The sequence below is a fragment of the Tibeticola sediminis genome, assembly GCF_003843835.1.
Lineage (GTDB): Bacteria > Pseudomonadota > Gammaproteobacteria > Burkholderiales > Burkholderiaceae_C > Tibeticola > Tibeticola sediminis.
In genome coordinates this window covers 56790-73443 of the sequence record NZ_RKQL01000001.1, presented here as the reverse complement: position 1 = coordinate 73443, position 16654 = coordinate 56790, and the positions used below count along the sequence as shown (strand labels likewise).

Here is a 16654-nt window from a genome sequence, read left to right as displayed (position 1 = left end):
CCTTCCCATGCTCTGGATCAAAGCCCTGCACATCGTCTTCGTGGCCAGCTGGTTCGCTGGCCTGTTCTACCTGCCGCGCATCTATGTGAACCTCGCCATGGTCGCGCCCGAGTCGGTCGCCGAGTACGAGCGCCTCATGCTCATGGCGCGCAAGCTCATGCGTTTCACCACGCTGCTGATGGTGCCGGCCGTGGTGCTGGGCCTGGTGCTGTGGCTGTATTACGGCATCGGCAAAGGGCCCGGGAACGGCTGGCTGCACGCCAAGCTCGTCGTGGTGGCGCTCGTGCTCGGCTACCACCATGCTTGCTGGAAGCTTTTGGGCAAGTTCGCTGCGCGCGCCAACACGCGCAGCCATGTCTGGTTCCGCTGGTTCAACGAGGTGCCGGTGATCCTGCTACTCATCGCGGTGGTGCTGGTGGTCGTCAAGCCATTCTGAGGCTGCTCGACCGGGCAGCATCCATGAGCCCGAATCCATGCGCAAGTCCGCGACCGTGCCCTTGGCGCTGCTGTATGCGGCGCTGATCGTCTACGCGAGCCTCTATCCGTTCGAAGGCTGGCGCGCGGTCGGCATCGCGCCCTGGTCGTTCTTTCTGACACCGTTGCCGCGCTACTGGACGGCCTTCGACGTCCTGACGAATTTCGCGGGATACGCGCCGTTGGGATTCCTGCTGGGCCTGGCGCTGCGCGAGCGGCGCTCCAGCCTCTGGATGCTCGGGGGCGCGGCTGGAATCGCCGCGGTGCTTTCCTTTACCCTCGAAGCGCTCCAGACCTACATCCCCCAGCGCGTCCCATCGAATCTGGACTGGCTGCTCAATGTCGCCGGCGCGTTGGCCGGTGCCGGCTTGGCTTGGGTGCTGGCGCGCCTGGGCGGGCTGCGTCGCTGGCAGCGCATCCGTGCGCGCTGGGCCGTCGAGGAGGTCCGCGCAGGCTGGATCTTGCTCGCGCTCTGGCCCGTCGGGCTGTTGTTTCCGTCCGCCGTGCCTTTTGGTCTCGGACAGGTCTTCGAGCGGCTGGAGCTGGCGACGGTGCGCTGGCTCACCGGCACGCCTTTGCTGGAATGGTTGCCGCTGCGGGAGACCGAACTCGAACCTTTGTTGCCCAGCGCCGAAATGGCAACCGTCGTGTTCGCGCTGCTGGCGCCGAGCCTGCTGGCCTGTCTGGTCGTGCGCCGGCCGCTGGATCGCTGGCTGCTTGCGTGGTTTTCCCTGCTGGTCGGGACCGGGGTGACGGCCTTGTCTGCCGCCTTGAGCTATGGGCCGCAACACGCCTGGGCCTGGCTGACGCCGCCGGTGCTCGCCGGCATGCTGGCGGCCGCGGGCTTGATCGTGATCCTGGTCTTGCTGCCGCGTCGGGCGGCGGCGGGTGTCTTGTTGCTGGCGCTGGCCTGGGAACTCAGTCTGATCAATCGTGCCCCCCTCGACCCCTATCTCGCCCAAACCCTGCAGACCTGGGAGCAGGGTCGCTTCGTGCGCTTTCATGGCCTGGCGCAATGGGTGGGCTGGCTTTGGCCCTATGCGGTTCTCGCCTATGTGCTCACCGACCTGGCGCGCCGCGATCCACCCATGACGCGCGAGGTGGGCTGATCGACCCCTACAATCCGGCGCATCATGATCGCCCGATCCACTCCAGACTCCATGCCCGAGGTGCGCGAGCTCGTTCCTCGCGCGGCGGACCCGTCGCCCGGTTCTTCCTATTACCGTCGCCACATCTTCTTCTGCCTCAACCAACGCGAAGGCGGGCAGGCCTGCTGCGCGGCTGCGGGGGCGCAACAGGCCTTCGATCATTGCAAGCAGCGCGTCAAGGAGCTAGGTCTGGCCAGCCCGGGGCAGGTCCGGGTCAATAAGGCGGGGTGTTTGGATCGCTGTGCGGCGGGACCCGTCGCCGTGGTCTATCCCGAGGCGGTCTGGTATTCGTATGTGGATTTGTCCGATGTCGACGAGATCGTCGAATCCCATCTGCGCGACGGCCGTGTGGTCGAGCGCCTGCTGACGCCGGCGCATCTCGGCCGCTGATCGCACCGGGCGGTACCTGCGGCCGATCTTTCGTTTGCGCGTGGCGAGCGCCGTCCTGGCGGGGCGCCACGTTCTTCACTTCTGTTTGCGGATATGAACACTTTCCTCTTGACTTGGCTCCATCGGCTTCGTCGACTGCTGCTCGCGCCGCGCTTCTGCTTGCTCGCGCTGGCGGTGCTGGCGGCTCCCGTGTCGGCGCAGCCCGTGGCCTGGCCGCAGCCACCCGAGGTGGCCGCGCGCTCCTACCTGCTGATGGACGTCACCGCGAACCAAATGCTCGCTGGCAAGGACATCGATACGCCGGTCGAGCCGGCATCCTTGACCAAGCTCATGACGGCTTATGTGGTGTTCGACGCCTTGCGGGCGAAGAAGATCGACCTCAAGCAGACCTTGCCGGTCAGCGAGCGCGCCTGGCGTATGCCCGGCTCACGCATGTTCATCGATCCGAAGATGCAGGTGCCTGTGGAGGATCTGCTCAAGGGCATGATCGTCCAGTCCGGCAATGACGCAACCGTCGCGCTGGCCGAGGGCGTCGGCGGCACGGTCGAGCGATTCGTCGAAATGATGAATGCTCAGGCGCGCGCTCTGGGCATGAAGGCCACGACCTTCAAGAACCCCGAGGGCCTCACGGAGCCCGGCCACACCACGACGGCCCGCGACCTGAGCATCCTCGCGACCCGCCTGATGACCGATTTCCCGCAGTACGTTGGCTATTACGCGATCAAGAAGTACCGCTATCCGGGCACGCCGACCGCCAACGACACGAACCGTAACCTGCTGCTGTTTCGCGATCCATCGGTCGACGGCCTCAAGACCGGCCACACCGCCGCGGCGGGCTACTGCCTGATCGCGACCGCCAAGCGCGATTATCCGAACGTGGGGCCACGGCGCTTGCTGGCGATCGTTCTGGGGGCGGCCAGTGAGAACGACCGCGCCAACGAGGCGCAAAAGCTGTTGAACTGGGGTTACGCGGCCTTCGACGCCGTCAAGCTCTTCGAGGCGGGCCAGCCGGTGGCCACGCCGCCGGTCTGGAAAGGCACGGAAAAGGTCGTCAAGCTCGGCCGTCCACAACCCATCGTCGTGGCCGTTCCGAGCGGCGCAGCAGCCCAGGTCAAAACGCAGGTCGTTCGCCCGGATCCTCTGGTGGCGCCTTTTGCGCAGGGCCAGCAATTGGGCGTGCTCAAGCTGACGTTGGCCGACCAGCCCTTGCTGGATGTCCCGCTGGTGGTCCTCGAGCCGGTGGAGCAGGCCGGCCTGTTTGGCCGCGCATGGGATAGCTTGCGCCTCTGGATCCGCTGACGGCGCCACCCCGCTGGCAGCTCGGGCGGCATGTTCCGCCTTGGAGTCCCGCCGCAGATGAACGGGGCTGAGCTTGCGCCGCTTGGGCTCAGGGGGTATACTGATTGGCTTTCCCGCTGTTGGGGCGGGGTATTTGTGCGCGCTTGCCTTGGGGTTTTGCTTTGGGCAGGGTCTACAGGCAGCGCGTGGTTTTTGACGTTTAGGGACGTTTTTATTTATGCCAACCATCAATCAATTGGTGCGTCACGGGCGCGAGGCCGAAAAGGTCAAGTCGAAGAGCCCGGCGATGCAGAACTGCCCGCAACGGCGTGGCGTTTGCACCCGTGTTTACACCACGACCCCGAAGAAGCCGAACTCCGCTTTGCGTAAGGTTGCCAAGGTGCGCCTGACCAACGGGTTCGAAGTCATCTCCTACATCGGTGGCGAGGGCCACAACCTTCAGGAGCACTCCGTGGTCCTGGTGCGCGGCGGTCGTGTCAAAGACTTGCCCGGTGTTCGTTACCACATCGTCCGCGGCGCCCTGGATTTGCAGGGTGTGAAGGACCGCAAGCAGGCGCGTTCCAAGTACGGTGCCAAGCGGCCGAAGGCCAAGTAAGGCGCTTGATTGGGCTGTCGAAGCCCGGTATCGGTGTCGTCCCAGCGCGTGGTGTGTCGGGGCGGCGTAGTGACCCGGTCGTCGGGTCGAGTAAGTGGAAGTCGTGTTGACTTTCGCGGCATCGCTGAAGATGCCAACTGAAGCAAAAGAGGTTCAAAAATGCCACGTCGTCGTGAAGTCCCTAAACGCGAAATCCTGCCGGATCCCAAGTACGGCAACGTCGAACTCTCCAAGTTCATGAACGTGATCATGGAGAGCGGCAAGAAAGCGGTGGCCGAGCGCATCATCTACGGCGCCCTCGAAACCATCGAGCAAAAGACCGGCAAAGACCCGGTCGAGGTGTTCAGCATCGCCATCAACAACGTCAAGCCGATGGTCGAGGTGAAGTCGCGTCGTGTCGGCGGCGCCAACTATCAAGTGCCCGTCGAGGTCCGCCCGGTTCGTCGCCTGGCGCTCTCCATGCGCTGGATCAAAGAAGCTGCCCGCAAGCGCAGCGAGAAGTCCATGGCCTTGCGTCTGGCCAATGAGCTCATCGAGGCCACCGAGGGCCGCGGTGGTGCCATGAAAAAACGCGATGAAGTGCATCGCATGGCCGAAGCCAACAAGGCCTTCAGCCACTTCCGCTTCTAAGTTCCTGTCCCTTATTTGGTGTCCAGGCCCGCCACGAGCGGGCCTGGCCCTTTTCTCGAAAGATCATCATGGCACGTAAAACGCCCATCGAGCGCTATCGCAACATCGGTATCTCCGCGCACATCGACGCCGGCAAAACCACCACCACCGAGCGTATCCTTTTCTATACCGGCGTGAATCACAAGATCGGTGAAGTTCACGACGGTGCGGCCACCATGGACTGGATGGAGCAGGAGCAAGAGCGCGGCATCACGATCACGTCCGCTGCCACGACCTGCTTCTGGAAGGGCATGGATCTGTCCTATCCCGAGCACCGGATCAACATCATCGACACCCCGGGCCACGTCGATTTCACCATCGAGGTGGAGCGCTCGATGCGCGTGCTCGACGGCGCCTGCATGGTTTATTGCGCGGTCGGCGGCGTGCAGCCGCAGTCCGAAACCGTGTGGCGTCAGGCCAACAAGTACAAGGTGCCGCGTCTGGCCTTCGTCAACAAGATGGACCGTACGGGCGCGAACTTCTTCAAGGTCTACGAGCAGATGCGCACGCGTCTGAAGGCCAATCCCGTGCCCATCGTCATCCCGATCGGCGCCGAAGAGAACTTCAAGGGCGTCGTGGACTTGCTCAAGATGAAGGCGATCATCTGGGATGAGGCCTCGCAGGGCATGAAGTTCGAATATCAGGACATTCCCGCCGACCTCGTCGAAACCGCCAAGGAGTGGCGCGAAAAGATGGTCGAAGCGGCAGCCGAAGCCTCCGAAGACTTGATGAACAAGTACCTCGAAGGCGGCGACCTGACGGAAGCCGAGATCAATCAAGGCCTGCGCACCCGCACCATTGCGGGCGAAATCCAGCCCATGCTCTGTGGAACCGCGTTCAAGAACAAGGGCGTGCAGCGCATGCTCGACGCGGTCATCGACCTGCTGCCTTCGCCCGTGGATGTGCCTCCGGTTCGTGGCTTTGACGAAGACGGCAACGAAGTCACCCGCAAAGCGGACGACAACGAGAAGTTCGCCGCGCTGGCCTTCAAACTCATGACCGACCCGTTCGTGGGGCAGCTGACCTTCGTTCGCGTGTATTCGGGCGTGTTGACCAAGGGCGACACGGTTTACAACCCCGTGCGCGGCAAGAAAGAGCGCATCGGCCGTATCGTGCAGATGCACGCCAACAACCGCCAGGAAATCGAAGAGATCCGCGCGGGCGACATTGCTGCCTGTGTGGGCCTCAAAGACGTCACCACCGGCGAAACCCTGTGTGACCCGTCGGCCGTCATCACGCTCGAGCGGATGCAGTTCCCCGAGCCCGTGATTCGTCAGGCCGTCGAACCCAAGACCAAAGCGGACCAGGAGAAGATGGGCGTCGCGCTCTCGCGTCTGGCGGCGGAGGACCCCTCCTTCCGCGTGCAGACCGACGAAGAATCCGGCCAGACCATCATCGGCGGCATGGGCGAATTGCACCTCGAAATCATCGTCGACCGCATGAAGCGTGAGTTCGGCGTCGAGGCGAACGTCGGAAAGCCGCAGGTGGCTTACCGCGAAACCATTCGCAAGAAAGTCACCGACGTCGAGGGCAAGTTCGTTCGTCAGTCCGGCGGTAAGGGCCAATACGGTCACGTCGTCTTCACGGTCGAGCCCCAAGAGCCGGGCAAGGGCTTCGAATTCGTCGATGCCATCAAAGGCGGCGTGGTGCCGCGCGAGTACATCCCGGCGGTTCAGAAGGGCGTGGAAGAAGCGCTGAACTCCGGCGTGCTGGCAGGCTACCCCGTGGTCGACGTCAAGGTCACGCTGACCTTCGGTTCGTACCACGATGTCGACTCGTCGGAACAGGCGTTCAAGATGGCCGCCATCTTCGGTTTCAAGGAAGCGGCCAAGCGTGCCAACCCCGTGATTCTCGAGCCGATGATGGCCGTCGAGGTCGAAACCCCCGAGGAATACGCCGGCAACGTCATGGGTGACCTTTCGTCGCGGCGCGGCATGGTCCAGGGTATGGACGACATGCCGGGCGGCGGCAAAGTCATCAAGGCCGAGGTGCCGCTGTCGGAGATGTTCGGTTACTCGACCGTGCTGCGCTCGATGTCCCAAGGTCGTGCGACGTACACGATGGAGTTCAAGCACTACGCCGAGGCGCCCAAGAACGTCGCCGACGCGATCATTGCCGCCCGGGCCAAGTAAGTCCGAGCGCGGCAGGCAGCCCGCGGGGCTGCCTGCCGATCTTTTCTTGTCTGCGATCGTGGTGCCGGGCTGTTCCCGTGCTGACCGATTCCGCAACCCGATGCAGACGTTAAACCAGTCACGGGTATTGTTCTTTGGAGAAATGACATGGCAAAAGAGAAATTCGAGCGGACCAAGCCGCACGTGAACGTGGGCACGATTGGTCACGTCGACCACGGCAAGACCACGCTGACGGCGGCGATCACCACCGTGCTGGCGAGCAAGTTCGGTGGGGCGGCCAAGAAGTACGACGAGATCGACGCGGCTCCAGAAGAAAAGGCTCGCGGCATCACCATCAACACCGCGCACGTCGAGTACGAGACCGCCAACCGCCACTACGCCCACGTCGACTGCCCTGGTCACGCCGACTACGTCAAGAACATGATCACGGGCGCGGCCCAAATGGACGGTGCCATCCTCGTGGTGTCGGCTGCCGACGGCCCCATGCCCCAGACCCGCGAGCACATCCTGCTGGCCCGTCAGGTCGGCGTGCCCTACATCATCGTCTTCCTCAACAAGTGCGACATGGTCGACGACGAGGAACTCCTCGAACTCGTCGAAATGGAAGTGCGCGAACTGCTCAGCAAGTACGACTTCCCCGGTGACGACACCCCCATCATCCGTGGCTCGGCCAAACTCGCCCTCGAAGGCGACAAAGGCCCGCTCGGCGAGCAGGCGATCATGAAGCTCGCCGAAGCGCTCGACACCTACATCCCCGAGCCCAAGCGCGCCATCGACGGCCCCTTCCTCATGCCCGTCGAAGACGTCTTCTCGATCTCTGGCCGCGGCACCGTCGTCACCGGCCGTATCGAGCGCGGCATCATCAAAGTCGGTGACGAAATCGAAATCGTCGGCATCAAGCCCACGCTCAAGACCACCTGCACCGGCGTCGAAATGTTCCGCAAGCTCCTCGACCAGGGCCAAGCGGGCGACAACGTCGGCATCCTGCTGCGCGGCACCAAGCGCGAAGAAGTCGAGCGCGGCCAAGTGCTGTGCAAGCCCGGCTCCATCAAGCCGCACACCCACTTCGTCGGCGAGGTCTACGTCCTCTCCAAGGAAGAAGGTGGCCGTCACACGCCGTTCTTCAACAACTACCGTCCGCAGTTCTACTTCCGCACCACCGACGTGACTGGCTCGATCGAGCTGCCCGAGGGCAAGGAAATGGTGATGCCCGGTGACAACGTCGCCATCACCGTCAAGCTCATCGCTCCGATCGCCATGGAAGAAGGCCTGCGCTTCGCCATCCGCGAAGGCGGCCGCACCGTCGGCGCCGGGGTCGTGTCGAAGATCATCGAGTAATCCCGTCCTGAGGAATGGTCATGTCACTCAAGCAAAAAATTCGCATCCGCCTCAAGGCCTTCGATTACAAACTGATCGACCAGTCCGCGGCCGAGATCGTCGACACCGCCAAGCGCACGGGCGCCATCGTCAAGGGCCCGGTGCCGCTGCCGACGCGTATGAAGCGCTTCGACATCCTGCGCTCGCCCCACGTCAACAAGACCAGCCGCGACCAGTTCGAAATCCGCACGCACCAGCGCCTGATGGACATCGTCGACCCGACCGACAAGACCGTGGACGCGCTGATGAAGCTCGACCTGCCGGCGGGCGTCGACGTCGAGATCAAGCTGCAGTGACGGCTGCACGGGCAGGTTCGGCGCATGCCGAGCTTGCCCCATATTGGGTTTCTAGATAAAATACTAGGCTTCCCTTTTTCTGGGAAGTTTCATCAACCTTCTCCCATATTCAACGGGGCGACCAATTGAAGCCGCCTCGGTGGGAGTCATGGAGAAAATAATGAGTCTTAGCAATCGTCTCGGATTGCTGGGCCGCAAGGTGGGCATGATGCGTCTGTTCACCGATGATGGGGACGCAGTGCCCGTCACGGTGATCGATGTGTCGAACAACCGCGTGACCCAGGTGAAAACGGAGGATTCCGACGGCTACGTGGCCCTGCAAGTCACGTTTGGTCAGCGGCGTGCCTCCCGTGTGACGAAGCCGCTGGCGGGCCATCTGGCCAAAGCGGGCGTCGAGGCGGGCGAGGTGACCCGCGAATTCCGTGTAGCCCCCGAAGTTGCCGCGCAATATCCCGCAGGTTCGACCCTGCCGGTTGCGACCTTGTTTGCTGCGGGCCAGAAAGTCGATGTCCAAGGGACTTCGATCGGTAAGGGCTACGCGGGCACGATCAAGCGGCACAACATGTCGTCGCAGCGCGCTTCCCACGGTAACAGCCGTTCGCACAATGTTCCGGGCTCCATCGGTATGGCGCAGGATCCGGGTCGCGTTTTCCCCGGAAAGCGCATGACGGGTCACATGGGTGTCGATACGGTGACGACGCAAAACCTGGATGTGATCCGGGTCGATGAGGCGCGTCAGCTGTTGCTGGTCAAGGGCGCGATCCCCGGCTCCAAAGGTGGCTTCGTGACGGTTCGTCCCGCGGTCAAATCCAAATCTTCGCAGGGAGCGAACTGATGCAGCTCGAACTCCTCAATGAACAAGGCCAGGCGGCGGCCACCTATGAAGCGCCGGAGACGGTGTTCGGTCGGCCCTACAACGAAGACCTGATCCATCAGGTGGTCGTGGCCTATCAGGCCAACGCCCGTCAAGGCACGCGTGCGCAGAAAGATCGCGCCGCCGTCAAGCACTCGACGAAAAAGCCCTTCAAGCAAAAAGGCACGGGTCGCGCTCGTGCGGGTATGACTTCCTCGCCGCTGTGGCGTGGGGGTGGTCGGATTTTCCCGAACAGCCCGGACGAAAACTTCTCGCAAAAGATCAACAAGAAGATGTATCGCGCCGGTATGGCGTCGATCTTCTCTCAACTGGCGCGTGAGGGCCGCATTGCCGTCGTCGATTCGATGCGTGTGGACTCGCCCAAGACGAAGCAGTTCGCGGACAAGCTCAAGGCGATGAACCTGAAGTCGGTTCTCGTCATTGCCGACGAGGTCGATGAGAACCTCTACCTCGCCTCGCGCAACCTTCCGAACGTTTTGGTGGTTGAGCCCCGCTATGCGGATCCCGTGTCGCTCGTGCGTTACAGCAAAGTGCTCGTGACCAAAGGCGCCATGGACAAACTCAAGGAGATGTTCGCATGAGCCGGATCAATCCCACGCCTGCGGAGCGCCAGTTCGACGAAGGCCGCTTGATGCAGGTTCTCGTGGCGCCGATCGTTTCGGAAAAGGCCACGATGGTCGCCGAGAAGACCAACGCGGTGACCTTCAAGGTGCTGCGCGACGCGACCAAGCCTGAGATCAAGGCAGCGGTCGAACTGCTCTTCAAAGTCGAAGTGCAGGGCGTCTCGGTGGTCAATGTCAAAGGTAAGACCAAGCGGTTTGGCAAGACGGTAGGCCGGCGCGACCATGTGCGCAAGGCTTACGTCATGCTCAAGCCGGGTCAAGAGCTGAACCTGTCCGGGGAGGCTGCGTAATCATGGCTGTCATCAAACTCAAACCGACCTCGCCCGGCCGTCGTGGCGTCGTCAAGGTCACGCGTGACCATCTGTACAAGGGCGAGGCCTATGCGCCGCTGCTCGAGCCTCAGCACCAGAAGTCGGGGCGGAACAACAACGGGCACATCACGACGCGCCACAAGGGCGGTGGACATAAGCACCACTACCGCGTCGTCGATTTCCGTCGCAACAAGGACGGGATTCCTGCCAAGGTCGAACGCATCGAATACGACCCGAACCGCTCTGCGCACATCGCGCTGGTCTGCTACGCCGATGGCGAGCGCCGCTATGTGATCGCGCCGCGTGGCTTGGAAGTGGGCGCGACCATCGTCAGCGGCTCCGAGGCGCCGATTCGCGTCGGCAACACGCTGCCCATTCGTAACATCCCCGTGGGTTCGACGATCCACTGCATCGAGCTCAAGCCCGGTGCCGGTGCGCAGCTCGTGCGCTCGGCCGGCACGTCGGCGACGCTGCTGGCTCGCGAAGGAACCTACGCCCAGGTGCGGATGCGCTCGGGCGAGGTTCGCAAGATCCACATCGAGTGTCGCGCCACGATCGGCTCGGTCGCCAATGAGGAGCACAGCCTGCGCCGTCTGGGCAAGGCTGGTGTGAAGCGCTGGATGGGTATCCGTCCGACGGTCCGTGGCGTCGCGATGAACCCGATCGACCACCCGCACGGTGGTGGTGAAGGCCGCACGGGTACGGGTCAGCCGCCGGTCGACCCGTGGGGCAATCTGACCAAGGGTTATCGCACCCGCAACAACAAGCGCACGCAAGTCATGATCGTGTCGCGTCGGAAGAAGTAAGGGGTAACAAATGACTCGCTCTCTCAAAAAGGGTCCGTTTGTTGACCACCACCTGGTGGCGAAGGTCGACAAGGCGATTGCCACCAAGGACAAGAAGCCGATCAAGACTTGGTCGCGTCGCTCGATGATCCTGCCGGAATTCATCGGTCTGACGATCGCCGTGCACAACGGCAAGCAACACGTGCCGGTGTACATCACCGACCAGATGGTGGGCCACAAACTTGGGGAGTTCGCGCTGACGCGGACCTTCAAGGGCCACCCCGCGGACAAGAAAGTCCAGAAGAAATAAGGAAAGACCATGGAAACACGTGCAGTCCTTCGGGGCGTTCGTCTGTCGGTCGACAAAGGCCGTCTGGTCGCTGATCTGATCCGCGGCAAAAAGGTCGATCAGGCGCTCAACATTCTGCAGTTCACGCAGAAAAAAGCGGCCGTCATCATCAAGAAGGTGCTCGAATCGGCGATTGCCAACGCCGAGCACAACGATGGCGCCGACATCGACGAGCTCAAAGTCAAGAGCATTTATGTCGAGCAGGGTCCTTCGCTGCGTCGTTTCACGGCGCGCGCGAAGGGTCGCGGTAACCAGATTCGCAAACCCACCTGTCACGTCTACGTGACGGTCGGCAACTGATAAGGGGCCTGGACGTTATGGGACAGAAAATCCACCCGACCGGGTTCCGACTGGCCGTCACCCGCAATTGGGCGTCGCGCTGGTATGCGAATGACCGTGAGTTTGCCGGCATGCTCGCCGACGACATAAAGGTTCGCGAGTATCTGAAAAACAAGCTCAAGAACGCTGCGGTCTCGCGCATCGTCATCGAGCGCCCGGCCAAAAACGCGCGGATCACGATCCACTCGGCCCGTCCGGGTGTGGTGATCGGTAAGCGCGGCGAAGACATCGAGGCGCTGAAGAAAGAGCTGGGCGCCCAGCTCGGCGTGCCCGTTGCGGTCAACATCGAGGAAGTGCGCAAGCCCGAGATCGATGCCAAGCTGATCGCGGACAGCATCACGCAGCAATTGGAAAAGCGGATCATGTTCCGCCGTGCCATGAAGCGCGCGATGCAAAACGCCATGCGTTTGGGTGCCCAGGGCATCAAGATCATGTCGTCGGGCCGCCTCAACGGGATCGAAATCGCCCGCTGCGAGTGGTATCGCGAAGGCCGCGTGCCGCTGCACACGCTGCGCGCCGACATCGACTACGGCTTCTCTGAAGCGAAGACCACCTATGGCGTGATTGGCGTCAAGGTGTGGGTCTACAAGGGCGACACCTTGGGCCGCAACGACCAGCCCGTGGCCGAGACGCCGCGTCCCGACGACGAGCGTCGCCCGCGCGGTCCGCGTCGTGATGCACGCCCCGGGGAGCGCCGTCCGAGCGGCGCCCGTCGGCCCGCCGGTGCGCAAGGTGCACCGGCCGATGGCAGCGACAAGCCTGCCGAGGCTCTGGGCGCTGAGAGCAAACCCGCCGTTAAGCGCGTTCGTAAAGCAGACGCGCCAGCCGCAGCCGCTGACGGCAAATCCGGAGAATAAAGATGCTGCAACCTGCACGCAGAAAGTACCGCAAGGAACAAAAAGGTCGGAACACCGGCATCGCCACCCGTGGGAACACGGTTGCGTTCGGTGACTTTGGCCTCAAGGCGATCGACCGCGGTCGTCTGACCGCGCGTCAGATCGAGTCGGCCCGCCGCGCGATTTCGCGCCACGTCAAGCGGGGTGGGCGGATCTGGATTCGCGTCTTCCCCGACAAGCCGATTTCGACGAAGCCTGCTGAAGTCCGTATGGGTAACGGTAAGGGCAACCCCGAGTACTACGTCGCCGAAATCCAGCCGGGCAAGGTGATTTACGAAATCGTCGGTGTGCCTGAGCAGCTCGCGCGCGAAGCGTTCCGCCTTGCCGCCGCGAAGCTTCCGCTGCGCACCACGTTCGTGGCGCGTATGGTTGGCCAATGATTCAGGAGAAGAAACCGATGAAAGCTGCTGAATTGCGCCAAAAAGACGTTGCCGGGCTCGAAGCCGAGATCAAATCGCTGCAAAAGGCCCATTTCGGCCTGCGGATGCAGAAGGCGACGCAACAGTTGAACAACACGGGCTTGCTGCGTCAGACGCGTCGAGACATCGCACGGGCCAAGACCATCCTTGCTGAGAAGCAAGCGGCGGCCAAGTAAGGAGTGACCATGACGGAAGCAAAGACATCCATCAAGCGCACCTTGATTGGCAAAGTGGTGAGCGCCAAGCGCGCCAAGACCGTGACGGTGCTCGTGGAGCGTCGCGTCAAGCATGAGCTCTACGGCAAGATCGTTGCGAAGTCGAGCAAGTACCACGCGCACGACGAGAAGGGCGAGTTCCAACTGGGCGACGTGATCGAAATCACCGAGAGCCGGCCGATTTCCAAGACCAAGAACTGGGTTGCCACCCGTTTGGTCGAGAAAGCTCCGACGGTCTGATCGAGAGTCCCTCGGGACGCTCAGACATCGCAAAGCGGTCCACAATGTGGACCGCTTTTTTGTTGTTGGTGGTTTTTTAGAAGGAGTGGTTTCATGATTCAGTTGGGTGATGCATTGCCGGACGTGACGGTGTTCGAGTTTGCGGAGGCGCCGCAAGAGGGCTGCGCAGTCGGCCCGGCGCCGGTTTCGGTGGCAAAGGCTGCGGCGGGCAAGACCATCGCGCTCTTTGGCTTGCCCGGAGCGTTCACGCCGACTTGCTCGGCGCAGCATTTGCCCGGTTACCGCGATCAAGCCGAGGCGTTCAAGGCGGCGGGGGTCGATGAGATCTGGTGCCTCAGCGTGAACGACCCGTTCGTCATGCATGCTTGGGGGAAGGATCAACAGGTGGGAGGTCGCATCCGCATGCTTGCGGATGGGGATGCCGCGTTCGCCCGGGCGACCGGTTTGACACTCGACCTGACCGGCAAGGGCTTTGGCCTGCGCAGCGCGCGCTACTCGATGCTGGTGCGTGATGGGCGCGTGGTGAGCCTCAACATCGAGGCTCCGGGGCGCTTCGAGGTCAGCGACGCGCAAACTTTGTTGGCCCAGGCGCGAGGGCTGGGGCAGCGCTGAGCCAGGCCGCCGCCCGCCGCCACTCGAGGCGGCGGGGGCTTGGATTCCAAGGGGTTTCTCTGGCGCTGCCTCGTGGGTGATCCTGCTACAGATCCACCTTGAGGTAGTGCGCGCCCTCGAGCGGGTTGTAGTAATACGGAGGAATCTCGACGAAGCCCAACTCGGCATAGAGACTGCGGGCCGCTTCCATGTCGTCGAGCGTGTCGAGCAGCACACAGTCGTAACCCGCCAGCCGCGCGGCTTCGAGCGTGGCTTCGGCGAGTTGCCGGCCCAGGCCAAAGCGGCGAAAGGGTTTGCGGACGTAGAGCCGCTTCATTTCGGCGGCGTTGGGGTAGTCCACGTCGGGCAGCGGCTTGAGCGCGCAGCAGCCTGCCGGAGCGCCGTTGACGCGGGCGAGAAAGAGGGCGCCATCGGGCGCGCGATAGGGGCCCGGCAAGGAGGCCAGCTCTGCTTCGAAGTTCTGGAAACACAGGTCCACGCCGATGCTCTGCGCGTATTCGCGCATCAGTGCCGCGACCGCAGCCAAATCCTCGTCGCTCACGGCGGGCTCTACGCTCGGGAGGGGTGGATCGGCGTCGGGGTCAAGCGGGCGTTCGTCGTTCATGGCGACCGTCCATTCGGGATGTCTTTTAGCGACCCAAAGCAGCCACCCAAGCCATGAAGCCGGCGCAGATACCGAACAGCGCCAGTGCCAGGAGCCGCTGAGCGACACCGTCGGCGGCCGCCAGAGGCTGGAGCGCCGGATCCACCGGTTTGTCGCCGCGGATCATGGCCTGTACCAGAGGGTGCCGTTTGACGCGCTGGTGATAGATGACCGCCCCCACGTGCAGGCACACGAGCGCGATCAACAGCAGCTTGCCCACTTCGGTGTGGTAGTGGGTGGCAGCGGAAACCGTCGTCTCGCTCACGAAGCGGGTGAGCGGGCCTTGGAAGGCGATTTCATCGTCACTCATCAGCCCAGTGGACACTTGAGCGGCGAGTACGGCGAGCATGGCGAACACCGACAGCGACCCCAAGGGGTTGTGACCCACCTCGACGATCGGCGCTGCCTTCCCGCGCAGGTAAGCAATGAGGGTCTGCAGGCCCACCGGGAAATGGGAAAAGTGCGACCAGTATCCGCCCCAGAACCCCCAAAGCAGCCGGAACAGCACCAAGGCGCCGACGGTGTACCCCATGCGGAAATGCCAGACCATGGCGTTGCCGCCGATGTTCCCCGTGATGACGAGGCCAACGACGCAGAACACCAGCGCCCAGTGGAAGACGCGGGTCGGCAGATCCCAGACACGAATGGACGGCATGCAAGCAACTTTCAAACAAGGAAGGCACAATGCGGGCGAACCGGCTCTTGCAAGCAAGTTTAGCCCGTGCGCGGGGCGGGCGTCGGTTGCCGGTTTCACTCGGCCCTGCCCCGACGCTGATTTGACGCACTCAACGAAAGGACTGTTCATGAAGAAAACACTCGCCCTCTTGACCTTGGCCGCCACCGCGACCCTGCTGACCGCGCCCGCTCAGGCCCAATTCGCCAAACCCGATGACGCCATCAAGTATCGCAAGGCCGCATTCACGGTGATGGGCGCGCACTTTGGCCGCATCGGCGCGATGGTCAACGGCAAGGCGCCCTTCGACGCCAAGGCCGCTGCCGAGAACGCCGACCTCGTCGCCACCATGAGCCACTTGCCGTGGTCGGCGTTTGGCCCAGACACCGACTTGGGCGACACCAAGGCCAAGCCTGAAATCTGGAAGGAACAGGCCAAGTTCAAGCAAGGCGCCGAAAAACTCCAGGCCGAGGCCGCCAAGCTGGCTGCCGCCGCCAAGACCGGCAACCTCGACAACCTCAAGGCCGCTTTCGGTCCGACGGCCGAGACTTGCAAGGCCTGCCACGACGCTTTCCGGGCCAAGTGAGTCACCCCAAGCCGGACGGTGCTTGCTTTTGAATTGATAGCAAGAAAAGTCCGAATTGCGCTGGCGTACGGCCAGAAATAATCAAAAAAGCCTGCTCGGCCACGCCCGGGCAGGCTTTTTTCTGGTGACGGCTCAGGCCTTTTGCCGCAGCAGTTCTTCGATCAACCGGTGCAGCTCGGCGAAGTCGGGCTCGCCCACATAGCGCTTGACGATGCGGCCCTGCTTGTCGACGAGATAGGTGGTGGGTGTGAGTTGCACGTCGCCCCACGCCTTGGCGACGCTGCCGGTGTTGTCGATGGCGACCTTGAACGGCAGCTTGCGCGTCTGGGCGAAATTGACCACGTAAGCGGGCGGGTCGTACTGCATGGCGACCGCCAGCGTCTCATAGCCTCGAGGCGCGTATTTCTCGTGGGTGGCGACGAGCTTGGGCATTTCCGCCACGCAGGTCGTGCAGGTCGTCGCCCAGAAGTTCACGAGCAGGACCCGACCCTTGAAGTCCGCCGTGGTCTGTTTGCTGCCGTCGAGCAACACGAAGGTGGATGGCGGCGCCGGTGTCGCGCCGGTACCGAGCGCCAGATAGCCACCGACCGCGAGCACGACGGCGGCGATGACGGCATAGAGCAAGTGTGGTTTCATTTCATTCACCTGGAGCGTTCTTCATGCATCGGCGTGAGTTTAGGGCAACGCTGAATAAGTCCCCGTGATGGCG

24 protein-coding genes are annotated in these 16654 nt (G+C 62.8%); 21 read left to right on the top strand and 3 right to left on the bottom strand.

All coding sequences use genetic code 11. The features are described from left to right. Positions 1 to 7 precede the first annotated feature (7 nt). The 20 genes from EDC62_RS00395 (at position 8) to EDC62_RS00300 (ending at position 14043) form a co-directional block, all read left to right on the top strand. Entirely contained in the window at positions 8 to 436 is a 429-nt protein-coding gene (locus EDC62_RS00395; protein WP_124219236.1) for a CopD family protein, read from the top strand. 37 nt (positions 437 to 473) lie between these two features. After that, positions 474 to 1583, top strand: coding sequence for a VanZ family protein (locus tag EDC62_RS00390; protein WP_124219234.1), 1110 nt, complete (start codon positions 474 to 476; stop codon positions 1581 to 1583). 51 nt (positions 1584 to 1634) lie between these two features. Next, positions 1635 to 2012, top strand: coding sequence for a (2Fe-2S) ferredoxin domain-containing protein (locus EDC62_RS00385; RefSeq protein WP_124221031.1), 378 nt, complete (start codon positions 1635 to 1637; stop codon positions 2010 to 2012). Positions 2013 to 2105: 93 nt separating this feature from the next. Beyond that, a complete protein-coding gene (locus EDC62_RS00380; protein WP_124219231.1) occupies positions 2106 to 3311 on the top strand; it encodes a D-alanyl-D-alanine carboxypeptidase family protein in 1206 nt (401 codons plus the stop codon). Between the two features lie 217 nt (positions 3312 to 3528). Beyond that, entirely contained in the window at positions 3529 to 3906 is a 378-nt protein-coding gene (gene rpsL / locus EDC62_RS00375; RefSeq protein ID WP_124219229.1) for a 30S ribosomal protein S12, read from the top strand. Positions 3907 to 4065: 159 nt separating this feature from the next. Next, positions 4066 to 4536: a 30S ribosomal protein S7 gene (gene rpsG, locus EDC62_RS00370; RefSeq protein ID WP_124219227.1), complete on the top strand. Its 471-nt coding sequence runs from the start codon at positions 4066 to 4068 to the stop codon at positions 4534 to 4536. A 68-nt stretch (positions 4537 to 4604) separates the two neighbouring features. Beyond that, entirely contained in the window at positions 4605 to 6707 is a 2103-nt protein-coding gene (fusA, locus tag EDC62_RS00365) for an elongation factor G (protein WP_124219225.1), read from the top strand. A 147-nt stretch (positions 6708 to 6854) separates the two neighbouring features. Beyond that, on the top strand, positions 6855 to 8045 hold the full coding sequence (gene tuf, locus EDC62_RS00360; protein ID WP_124219223.1) for an elongation factor Tu: 1191 nt from the start codon (positions 6855 to 6857) through the stop codon (positions 8043 to 8045). 20 nt (positions 8046 to 8065) lie between these two features. Beyond that, positions 8066 to 8380, top strand: a complete 315-nt coding sequence (rpsJ, locus tag EDC62_RS00355) for a 30S ribosomal protein S10 (RefSeq protein ID WP_124219221.1) — start codon at positions 8066 to 8068, stop codon at positions 8378 to 8380. 160 nt (positions 8381 to 8540) lie between these two features. Continuing rightward, positions 8541 to 9215, top strand: a complete 675-nt coding sequence (gene rplC / locus EDC62_RS00350) for a 50S ribosomal protein L3 (protein WP_124221029.1) — start codon at positions 8541 to 8543, stop codon at positions 9213 to 9215. Beyond that, positions 9215 to 9835 carry a 50S ribosomal protein L4 gene (gene rplD, locus EDC62_RS00345; RefSeq protein WP_124219219.1) on the top strand — a complete coding sequence of 207 codons (621 nt, stop codon included), beginning with the start codon at positions 9215 to 9217 and terminating at the stop codon, positions 9833 to 9835. Before rplC ends, rplD begins: the two co-directional genes overlap by 1 nt. Further along, entirely contained in the window at positions 9832 to 10167 is a 336-nt protein-coding gene (gene rplW, locus EDC62_RS00340; protein WP_124219217.1) for a 50S ribosomal protein L23, read from the top strand. The genes rplD and rplW overlap by 4 nt, the downstream gene beginning before the upstream one ends. Positions 10168 to 10169: 2 nt before the next feature. After that, positions 10170 to 10994 carry a 50S ribosomal protein L2 gene (gene rplB, locus EDC62_RS00335; RefSeq protein WP_124219215.1) on the top strand — a complete coding sequence of 275 codons (825 nt, stop codon included), beginning with the start codon at positions 10170 to 10172 and terminating at the stop codon, positions 10992 to 10994. Positions 10995 to 11004: 10 nt separating this feature from the next. Continuing rightward, positions 11005 to 11283, top strand: coding sequence for a 30S ribosomal protein S19 (gene rpsS, locus EDC62_RS00330; protein ID WP_124219213.1), 279 nt, complete (start codon positions 11005 to 11007; stop codon positions 11281 to 11283). A 9-nt stretch (positions 11284 to 11292) separates the two neighbouring features. Beyond that, positions 11293 to 11622 (top strand): 50S ribosomal protein L22, encoded by a 330-nt coding sequence (gene rplV, locus EDC62_RS00325; protein ID WP_124219211.1) that lies wholly within the window; start codon positions 11293 to 11295, stop codon positions 11620 to 11622. A 17-nt stretch (positions 11623 to 11639) separates the two neighbouring features. Next, positions 11640 to 12518, top strand: a complete 879-nt coding sequence (gene rpsC, locus EDC62_RS00320; RefSeq protein WP_124219210.1) for a 30S ribosomal protein S3 — start codon at positions 11640 to 11642, stop codon at positions 12516 to 12518. Between the two features lie 2 nt (positions 12519 to 12520). Then, positions 12521 to 12937, top strand: coding sequence for a 50S ribosomal protein L16 (gene rplP, locus EDC62_RS00315; RefSeq protein WP_124219208.1), 417 nt, complete (start codon positions 12521 to 12523; stop codon positions 12935 to 12937). 17 nt (positions 12938 to 12954) lie between these two features. After that, positions 12955 to 13152, top strand: a complete 198-nt coding sequence (gene rpmC / locus EDC62_RS00310; RefSeq protein ID WP_124221027.1) for a 50S ribosomal protein L29 — start codon at positions 12955 to 12957, stop codon at positions 13150 to 13152. A 9-nt stretch (positions 13153 to 13161) separates the two neighbouring features. Next, a complete protein-coding gene (rpsQ, locus tag EDC62_RS00305; protein WP_124219206.1) occupies positions 13162 to 13431 on the top strand; it encodes a 30S ribosomal protein S17 in 270 nt (89 codons plus the stop codon). A gap of 93 nt (positions 13432 to 13524) precedes the next feature. Beyond that, a complete protein-coding gene (locus EDC62_RS00300) occupies positions 13525 to 14043 on the top strand; it encodes a peroxiredoxin (protein WP_124219204.1) in 519 nt (172 codons plus the stop codon). Positions 14044 to 14128: 85 nt separating this feature from the next. Here EDC62_RS00300 and EDC62_RS00295 read toward each other — a convergent pair whose 3' ends face one another. Together EDC62_RS00295 and EDC62_RS00290 are read right to left on the bottom strand one after the other, a co-directional pair. Further along, the gene (locus EDC62_RS00295) at positions 14129 to 14548 is read right to left on the bottom strand and encodes a GNAT family N-acetyltransferase (protein ID WP_245968741.1); all 420 of its coding nucleotides are present in this window, start codon (positions 14546 to 14548) and stop codon (positions 14129 to 14131) included. Between the two features lie 124 nt (positions 14549 to 14672). Further along, positions 14673 to 15341, bottom strand: coding sequence for a cytochrome b/b6 domain-containing protein (locus EDC62_RS00290; RefSeq protein WP_124219200.1), 669 nt, complete (start codon positions 15339 to 15341; stop codon positions 14673 to 14675). Positions 15342 to 15489: 148 nt separating this feature from the next. Here EDC62_RS00290 and EDC62_RS00285 point away from each other — a divergent pair, with 148 nt between their 5' ends. Next, complete coding sequence (locus tag EDC62_RS00285; RefSeq protein ID WP_124219198.1) at positions 15490 to 15945, top strand: c-type cytochrome; 456 nt, start codon at positions 15490 to 15492, stop codon at positions 15943 to 15945. Positions 15946 to 16077: 132 nt separating this feature from the next. Here the strand turns inward: EDC62_RS00285 and EDC62_RS00280 are convergent, their stop codons facing one another. After that, positions 16078 to 16581, bottom strand: a complete 504-nt coding sequence (locus tag EDC62_RS00280) for a TlpA family protein disulfide reductase (protein ID WP_124219196.1) — start codon at positions 16579 to 16581, stop codon at positions 16078 to 16080. Positions 16582 to 16654: the final 73 nt, after the last annotated feature.

Bases quoted from the DNA above. Each gene is read 5' to 3' on its own strand.
- EDC62_RS00395 (WP_124219236.1), top strand. From the start codon at position 8: ATGCTCTGGATCAAAGCCCTGCACATCGTCTTCGTGGCCAGCTGGTTC.
- EDC62_RS00390 (WP_124219234.1), top strand. From the start codon at position 474: ATGCGCAAGTCCGCGACCGTGCCCTTGGCGCTGCTGTATGCGGCGCTG.
- EDC62_RS00385 (WP_124221031.1), top strand. From the start codon at position 1,635: ATGCCCGAGGTGCGCGAGCTCGTTCCTCGCGCGGCGGACCCGTCGCCC.
- EDC62_RS00380 (WP_124219231.1), top strand. From the start codon at position 2,106: ATGAACACTTTCCTCTTGACTTGGCTCCATCGGCTTCGTCGACTGCTG.
- rpsL (WP_124219229.1), top strand. From the start codon at position 3,529: ATGCCAACCATCAATCAATTGGTGCGTCACGGGCGCGAGGCCGAAAAG.
- rpsG (WP_124219227.1), top strand. From the start codon at position 4,066: ATGCCACGTCGTCGTGAAGTCCCTAAACGCGAAATCCTGCCGGATCCC.
- fusA (WP_124219225.1), top strand. From the start codon at position 4,605: ATGGCACGTAAAACGCCCATCGAGCGCTATCGCAACATCGGTATCTCC.
- tuf (WP_124219223.1), top strand. From the start codon at position 6,855: ATGGCAAAAGAGAAATTCGAGCGGACCAAGCCGCACGTGAACGTGGGC.
- rpsJ (WP_124219221.1), top strand. From the start codon at position 8,066: ATGTCACTCAAGCAAAAAATTCGCATCCGCCTCAAGGCCTTCGATTAC.
- rplC (WP_124221029.1), top strand. From the start codon at position 8,541: ATGAGTCTTAGCAATCGTCTCGGATTGCTGGGCCGCAAGGTGGGCATG.
- rplD (WP_124219219.1), top strand. From the start codon at position 9,215: ATGCAGCTCGAACTCCTCAATGAACAAGGCCAGGCGGCGGCCACCTAT.
- rplW (WP_124219217.1), top strand. From the start codon at position 9,832: ATGAGCCGGATCAATCCCACGCCTGCGGAGCGCCAGTTCGACGAAGGC.
- rplB (WP_124219215.1), top strand. From the start codon at position 10,170: ATGGCTGTCATCAAACTCAAACCGACCTCGCCCGGCCGTCGTGGCGTC.
- rpsS (WP_124219213.1), top strand. From the start codon at position 11,005: ATGACTCGCTCTCTCAAAAAGGGTCCGTTTGTTGACCACCACCTGGTG.
- rplV (WP_124219211.1), top strand. From the start codon at position 11,293: ATGGAAACACGTGCAGTCCTTCGGGGCGTTCGTCTGTCGGTCGACAAA.
- rpsC (WP_124219210.1), top strand. From the start codon at position 11,640: ATGGGACAGAAAATCCACCCGACCGGGTTCCGACTGGCCGTCACCCGC.
- rplP (WP_124219208.1), top strand. From the start codon at position 12,521: ATGCTGCAACCTGCACGCAGAAAGTACCGCAAGGAACAAAAAGGTCGG.
- rpmC (WP_124221027.1), top strand. From the start codon at position 12,955: ATGAAAGCTGCTGAATTGCGCCAAAAAGACGTTGCCGGGCTCGAAGCC.
- rpsQ (WP_124219206.1), top strand. From the start codon at position 13,162: ATGACGGAAGCAAAGACATCCATCAAGCGCACCTTGATTGGCAAAGTG.
- EDC62_RS00300 (WP_124219204.1), top strand. From the start codon at position 13,525: ATGATTCAGTTGGGTGATGCATTGCCGGACGTGACGGTGTTCGAGTTT.
- EDC62_RS00295 (WP_245968741.1), bottom strand. From the start codon at position 14,548: ATGCGCGAATACGCGCAGAGCATCGGCGTGGACCTGTGTTTCCAGAAC.
- EDC62_RS00290 (WP_124219200.1), bottom strand. From the start codon at position 15,341: ATGCCGTCCATTCGTGTCTGGGATCTGCCGACCCGCGTCTTCCACTGG.
- EDC62_RS00285 (WP_124219198.1), top strand. From the start codon at position 15,490: ATGAAGAAAACACTCGCCCTCTTGACCTTGGCCGCCACCGCGACCCTG.
- EDC62_RS00280 (WP_124219196.1), bottom strand. From the start codon at position 16,581: ATGAAACCACACTTGCTCTATGCCGTCATCGCCGCCGTCGTGCTCGCG.